Genomic DNA, 5,941 nt, shown 5'->3' with positions numbered 1-5,941 from the left:
GGGCGCCGGCGCCCCCCGGTCGCGCCGGCTCGGCGAGCTCGTCTTCGTCGGAGTGATCGTCGTGTTCGCCGGCGTGGCACTGGTGATGACCGGCTTCATCCGCGAGCCGGTCGGCTCCTCGAACGTCCTCGGCGCACGCGTGGTGCCGTACGCTGTCACCGGCCTCATGCTGCTGGCTTCGGTCGCGGCGTTCGTGGCGGTGCTCCGTGGCGACGTGGGGGCTCCGGATGAGGGCGAGGACGTCGACACCGAGGCGCGCACGTCGTGGAAGACAGTGGGGCTCCTCGCCCTGGCGTTCGCCTCTCTCATGATCGTGATCCCGATCGCCGGGTGGCCTGCCGCCGTGGTCGTGCTCTTCGCCGGCGCCTCGCTGGCGCTCGGAGCATCGAGCTGGTGGAAGGCGCTCCTGCTCGGACTCGGACTCGGCGTGCTGACGCAGCTGCTGTTCGGGAACCTGCTCGGATTGTCCCTGCCTCCGTTCGGCACCATCCTGCCGGGCCTGGTCGAGGGCACGGGGGTGCTCGGTGGATAGTCTGCAGTTGCTCATGGACGGCTTCGCGACGGCGCTGCAGCCGCAGTACCTGCTGTTCGCGTTCGTCGGCGTGCTGCTGGGCACCGCGGTCGGCGTGCTTCCCGGTATCGGGCCGGCCATGACCGTCGCTCTGCTGCTCCCGCTGACGTACACGCTGGATGTGACCAGCGCGATCATCATGTTCGCCGGCATCTACTACGGCGGCATGTACGGAGGATCGACGACGTCGATCCTCTTGAACACACCGGGGGAATCGGCATCCATCGTCACCGCCCTCGAAGGCAACAAGATGGCGCGGATGGGCAGGGCCACCGCCGCGCTGGCCACAGCGGCGATCGGCTCGTTCATCGCCGGCACGATCGCCACGGCGCTGCTCACGCTGTTCGCGCCGTTCATCGCCGACTTCGCCGTGACACTCGGCCCTGCCGACTACTTCGCCCTGATGATCGTCGCCTTCCTCACCGTGGGCGCGCTGCTCGGTGCGAGTCCGATCCGGGGCATCGTGTCGCTGTCGATCGGTCTGTTCCTGGGGCTGATCGGCACAGACACGCTGACCGGGCAGGCGCGCTTCACCTTCAGCATCCCGAACCTGGGTGACGGGATCGACGTCGTGATCGTCGCGGTCGGCCTGTTCGCGGTCGGTGAGGCGCTCTACGTCGGCTCGCGCCTGCGCAGCGGGGCTCTGCCGATCATCCCCGTCTCCGGCAGCTGGCGCTCGTGGATGAAGAAGAGCGACTGGAAGAGGTCGTGGAAGCCGTGGCTGCGCGGCACGGCGATCGGATTCCCGATCGGAGCGATTCCCGCCGGTGGCGCGGACGTCGCGACGTTCCTGTCGTACGCGACCGAGAAGAAGCTCGCGAAGGATCCCTACCGGAAGCAGTTCGGCAAGGGAGCGATCGAGGGAGTGGCGGGCCCTGAGGCGGCCAACAACGCGGCCGCGGCGGGTGTGCTGGTGCCGCTGCTGACCTTGGGACTGCCGACGACCGCGACGGCTGCGATCATCATCTCGGCGTTCCAGACCTACGGCATCCGCCCTGGTCCGCTGCTGTTCGACAGTCAGCCCGCGCTGGTGTGGGCGCTGATCGCGAGCCTCTACATCGGCAACGTCGTGCTGATCATCCTCAACCTGCCGCTGGTCGGAATGTGGGCGAAGGTGCTGCAGATTCCGCGCCCGTACCTGTACGCCGGGATCCTGGTCTTCGCGGGGCTCGGCGCATACGCGGCGAACTTCACGATCTTCGACATCGGCGTGCTGCTCCTGCTCGGGGTGATCGGGTTCTTCATGCGCCGGCACGGCTATCCCGTGTCGCCGATGGTGGTCGGAGCGATCCTGGGCCCGATGGCGGAGGAGCAGTTGCGCAAGGCCATGGCGATCAGTCAGGGAGATGCGCTGTACCTGGTGCACAGCCCGATCTCGATCGTGATCTACTCGGCGATGGTGCTGATCATCGTGCTCGGCATCTGGCTCAAGCACCGCCAGGCCAGGTTCGAGGCCGCGCTGTCCGACATCGACACCGCGACGATCCGCACCGTGGATGAGGAGATCGCCCAGCAGCTGCGCAAGCAGTGAACGCGGGTGGGCGGCAGCGTGATCCTGCTGCCGCCCATCCGTTCGACCGGGTGAGGGCCATCAGATGATCTGACGGCCCTCCCGCTTGGCCTCGCGCGCGTCCTTCACGAACGCGCGGATGATCACGGCGAGTGCACCGATGACGATCACCGGCCATACGAGCACGTATGCGGTCATGAGGAAGATGTCCATCATGCGTCCTTTCCTGCGAGTGCAGCGTCTCCCGCGGCATCCGCATCGTTCGCGAGACGCTCAGTGGTGAGCATGGTCTCGGTCTCGGCGGTGTCGAACTCGCCAGTGCGCTCCTTGATGAGGGCGAAGTCGAACCTCCTGGTCCTGTTCGACATCGTCAGCGCCACGCACACGATCGTGCTCACCGCGTATGCGACCAGCGATCCGGACAGCACCGGATAGGTGTGCAGGAAACCGATCGCGAACGGAGCGGATGCCACGATGGACACCGCACCGACGCCGATGGCGACCCTCAGGCCGAAGAATCCGAACGACATGAGCGCCAGAACCACGCCGATGCCGATCACCGACAGCACATCGCTGACGATTCCGAGGCCGCCGGAGAGATCGACCCATTCGAAGCGCACCGGGAGGAACGCGGCGAGGGCTGCGACGACCGCGACGCTGAAGGCGACGTTCGTGACGCGGTTCCAGTAGAAGCTCGCGATCACCGGGAACACCAGTGCACCCCACATGGCGCCGACGAACACCAGCAGGTCGAGGATGTTGAACTGCATCGACGCGAAACCGAGTGCCGCAGCGGTTGCACCGACCATGGTCAGTCGCCCCACCAGGAGCATCGTCTTCGGGTTCGCGTTCTTCTTGCCGGCGATGTTCTGACCGTAGATGTCGGCCATCATGATCGACGAGAGCGCAGTCATGTCGGCATCCGCCGTCGATGACAGCGAGCCGATGATCATCACGAAGAACACGCAGATCAGCACTGGGCTGAGATAGGTCGCGGCCATCTGCGGGATCAGATTGTTGACGTCGCCGTCCATCGGCTGGATGCCGGCGTACAGGGCGATGACGCCCAGCATTCCGACGCCGATGATGGTCGCGCCGTAGCCGACGGTCGCGGTGATGAACGTCTTCTTGATGAGGTCCTCACGCACCGCGAACAGACGCTGTGCGATCGTCTGGTTCCCGATCGCGTAGGCGAGCACCGCGGCGATGTACGGGGCGCCCTGGTTGAAGAACGCGTCGGAGGAGAAGAAGTCGCCCTGCTGCGGGGTGAGATTCGACGCTCCGGTGACGAACAGATCGGGGCCGCCGGCGGCGAAGAAGATCACCGGGATGATGATCGCCACGGCCCCCAGCATCGCCAGCACCTGCGCGAAGTCGGTGAGCACCGATGCGCGGAATCCCGACCACAGCGTGTACGCCAGAACACCGATCGCGATCGCGACGATGCCCTGGGCGAATGTGAACGGCGACAGCATCGCGATGAGCGCGCCGCCGGCGATCAGGTTCGAGGTGAGGCTGATCAGGCTGCCGAGCACGTTGGAGCCGGCGAGCATGAGCTGACTCGAGCGGCCGTGCCGCGCGAACATGACCTCGGCGATCGTGTGCGCTTTCGGAGCCACCTTGCGGATGCGGCGGCCGAAGGGGTAGATGAGCAGGATCATCAACGCGCCCCAGAGCCCGTAGTGGATGGGGCCGGAGATCCCGTAGGTGTAGCCGGAAGTGGCCGAGGCGTACATCGACGACGCCCAGATCCAGGTCGCCGTCATGGATGCGGCGGAGATGCCGAAGCCGATCTTGCCGCCGCCGGTCATGTAGCCGTCGGCGTTTTCGTTCTTCCGCGAGATGCGGATCGACATGTAGAGGCTGCCGCCGAAGAACAGCAGCATGAGCAGGACCACGATCGGTCCTGAGAGTGTGTGGAGGTCTCCCACCGGGTGTTCTCACTTTCTCGTCTTGGATGCGGCGATGCCGCTGGTCGGATGAGAAAGCGCTGGCTAAGTGGGGGAGTAGACGGTGGGGACTCTGGTGGACATCGAGAGATCTGATGCTGTGAGCATGGCGAACGAACCTGGGCCACTGAGGCGCATATGAGCGCGCAGACGAGAGGCCCGGGGTGCGGCTCCTTTCTCATGGTCGTGCGCGGGCACGCCGAACGTCGGCGCATCCTCGGCGGGATTCGAATCGTCGCGGTGAGCGCGCAGACGGGCGCGCTTCGCGTGGGAGCGCGCAGCGCCCCCTGCTCATGCATGCACGAGCATTCTTTCCACCATAGCAAATTCCCAGGGAACTCCCGGCGACCGGGTGGGATCAGCGGAACAGCACGACGATGTACACGGCGAACAGCGCCAGGTGCGCGGCCCCGTGCACGGATGTCACGCGCTTCGCCGCGAACGTGCCCACCGACAGCAGCAACGTCACGCCGAGCAGAAGCAGATCCGCCGGGGTCTCGGCCAGGATCACCGGCTGCCCGGTGAACATGCCGATGATGAGGACGGCGGGAATCGTCAGGCCGACGGTGGAGACGAGCGCGCCGTGGCAGAGGTTGACCACGCGTTGCGCCTCACCCCCGAGTGCCGCGCGAACGGCGGTGATCGACTCCGGGAGGAAGACGATGGCCGCGATGAGGACGCCGGCGAGTGCCGGCGGCGCGCCCAGACGGCCGAGGCCGTCATCGAGCAGGCTCGCCATGTCGTGGGAGAGCAGCACGATCGGGATGACGGTGATCACGAGGAGCGACAGACGGACCGTCACCTCAGTGCGGTGCCGGCGGAGGATCTCCCTGATGTCTGACGCCTCGGGTCGTGATCGAGGAACACGTGCCGCAGGAGCTCGCACACGATCGTCCACCTCGGTGAAGTCGTTCGCCTGCGCGCCCATCTGGCGGAACAGGAAGAACCCGTACAACGCGAGTGTGAGCAGGATGATCGGGATCTCCTGCGCGAGCGTGTACGCGCCGTTCTCACCGATGAGCGCCGGCAGCGCGAAGGCGAGTGCGGTGAGGACGATGAGCATCGCGAGGTACGCCGACGTCCCCGTGCGGTTGTGGGACATCCCGCCGTGACGCATGCCGCCGAGCAGCAGCGCGAGGCCGATCACGAGGTTCAGGATGATCATCGACACCGCCATGACGGAGTCGCGGGCGATCGTGGCGTGCTCTCCCGGTCCCAGCATCACGGCCGAGATGAGGATGACCTCGATGAGCACGATCGACAGCGTGAGCACGAGCGAGCCGTAGGGGTCGCCGAGTCGATGCGCGAGGGCTTCGGCCTGCTTCACGACGCCGAAAGCGCACACCAGGATGACGGCGATGATCACACCGAGCGCGATGACCAGAAGAGGCGCGGGGACCGGCACCTCGAGGACGGGGGCGGCGAGCAGCAGGGCGCCGAACGCACCCCATCCGAGCGCGATCCGGACGATGTCGGATGCGCTGATGAACTGCCGGAGAATTGTCAGAGGCATGCAGGGCTCCTATGGGGCCGTCCCCTGAAGATGAATCCTGCGCGGGTCGTCCAGCGCGATTTGTTCACTCAAGAGTAGCAACACGCCGAGCTGAGTGATTGTGTGGTGGACCTGAGGGGACTCGAACCCCTGACCCCCTGCATGCCATGCAGGTGCGCTACCAGCTGCGCCACAGGCCCATCTTCGCCGCCCGCGTGAGCGGGGCAACTTGAAAAGAATACAACAGGTGAAGCGGCCACCGCCAATCGAGCGGCATGACCGTGTCGCGCACCGCGATCGCCGGGAACACTCCCGGCGATGCATGCGTTGTCATAGACATGCAGCTATTGGAGAGTGTCGTCATCGGTGCAGGGCAGGCCGGTCTCTCCACTTCGTACCATCTGAAGCGACTCGGCATC

At 65.9% G+C, this 5,941-nt stretch carries 5 protein-coding genes and 1 tRNA gene; 2 read left to right on the top strand and 4 right to left on the bottom strand.

Translation table 11 applies throughout. From position 1 onward, the window contains the following. Positions 1–532: tripartite tricarboxylate transporter TctB family protein (locus tag ACNPNP_RS09765; RefSeq protein WP_448965827.1), on the top strand; the 532-nt coding region annotated here is incomplete at its 5' end. After that, the gene (locus ACNPNP_RS09760) at positions 525–2,102 is read left to right on the top strand and encodes a tripartite tricarboxylate transporter permease (protein WP_448965826.1); all 1,578 of its coding nucleotides are present in this window, start codon (positions 525–527) and stop codon (positions 2,100–2,102) included. The genes ACNPNP_RS09765 and ACNPNP_RS09760, both read left to right, overlap by 8 nt. 60 nt (positions 2,103–2,162) lie before the next feature. Here the strand turns inward: ACNPNP_RS09760 and ACNPNP_RS09755 are convergent, their stop codons facing one another. The 4 genes from ACNPNP_RS09755 to ACNPNP_RS09740 form a co-directional block, all read right to left on the bottom strand. Then, a complete protein-coding gene (locus ACNPNP_RS09755) occupies positions 2,163–2,297 on the bottom strand; it encodes a putative transporter small subunit (RefSeq protein WP_448965825.1) in 135 nt (44 codons plus the stop codon). After that, on the bottom strand, positions 2,294–3,967 hold the full coding sequence (locus ACNPNP_RS09750; protein ID WP_448966162.1) for a sodium:solute symporter family transporter: 1,674 nt from the start codon (positions 3,965–3,967) through the stop codon (positions 2,294–2,296). Before ACNPNP_RS09750 ends, ACNPNP_RS09755 begins: the two co-directional genes overlap by 4 nt. A 421-nt stretch (positions 3,968–4,388) precedes the next feature. Further along, positions 4,389–5,543: a calcium:cation antiporter gene (locus ACNPNP_RS09745; RefSeq protein WP_448965824.1), complete on the bottom strand. Its 1,155-nt coding sequence runs from the start codon at positions 5,541–5,543 to the stop codon at positions 4,389–4,391. Between the two features lie 103 nt (positions 5,544–5,646). After that, positions 5,647–5,722: transfer RNA gene (locus ACNPNP_RS09740), tRNA-Ala, on the bottom strand. Positions 5,723–5,941: the final 219 nt, after the last annotated feature.

This window comes from Microbacterium xerophyticum (genome assembly GCF_053543555.1).
The sequence above is the reverse complement of the archived record's forward strand: the minus strand, read 5'-3'. Positions and strand labels throughout refer to the sequence as shown.

Excerpts from the sequence above, each read along its gene's own strand:
- ACNPNP_RS09755 (WP_448965825.1), bottom strand. The coding sequence starts at position 2,297 with ATGATGGACATCTTCCTCATGACCGCATACGTGCTCGTATGGCCGGTG.
- ACNPNP_RS09745 (WP_448965824.1), bottom strand. The coding sequence starts at position 5,543 with ATGCCTCTGACAATTCTCCGGCAGTTCATCAGCGCATCCGACATCGTC.
- ACNPNP_RS09750 (WP_448966162.1), bottom strand. The coding sequence starts at position 3,967 with ATGCTGCTGTTCTTCGGCGGCAGCCTCTACATGTCGATCCGCATCTCG.